Source organism: Rhodococcus sp. Eu-32, assembly GCF_003336925.1.
Lineage (GTDB): Bacteria > Actinomycetota > Actinomycetes > Mycobacteriales > Mycobacteriaceae > Rhodococcoides > Rhodococcoides kyotonensis_B.
The window spans coordinates 1-487 of sequence record NZ_QGNK01000071.1; the positions used below are offsets into that span (position 1 = coordinate 1).

Annotated in this window: 1 rRNA gene; it reads left to right on the forward strand. The window is 47.0% G+C overall.

The features are described 5' to 3' along the window. Positions 1-487 (forward strand): 16S ribosomal RNA (locus DK926_RS26945); the annotation flags it as partial.

Consider the following 487-nt stretch of genomic DNA (forward strand, 5'->3'; position numbering starts at 1 on the left):
TAGAATACGACCTCCTACGGGGGGCTGCAGTGAGGAATATTGGTCAATGGGCGAGAGCCTGAACCAGCCAAGTAGCGTGAAGGATGACTGCCCTATGGGTTGTAAACTTCTTTTATAAAGGAATAAAGTCGGGTATGTATACCCGTTTGCATGTACTTTATGAATAAGGATCGGCTAACTCCGTGCCAGCAGCCGCGGTAATACGGAGGATCCGAGCGTTATCCGGATTTATTGGGTTTAAAGGGAGCGTAGATGGATGTTTAAGTCAGTTGTGAAAGTTTGCGGCTCAACCGTAAAATTGCAGTTGATACTGGATATCTTGAGTGCAGTTGAGGCAGGCGGAATTCGTGGTGTAGCGGTGAAATGCTTAGATATCACGAAGAACTCCGATTGCGAAGGCAGCCTGCTAAGCTGCAACTGACATTGAGGCTCGAAAGTGTGGGTATCAAACAGGATTAGATACCCGAGTAGTCAAGGATGACTTGAA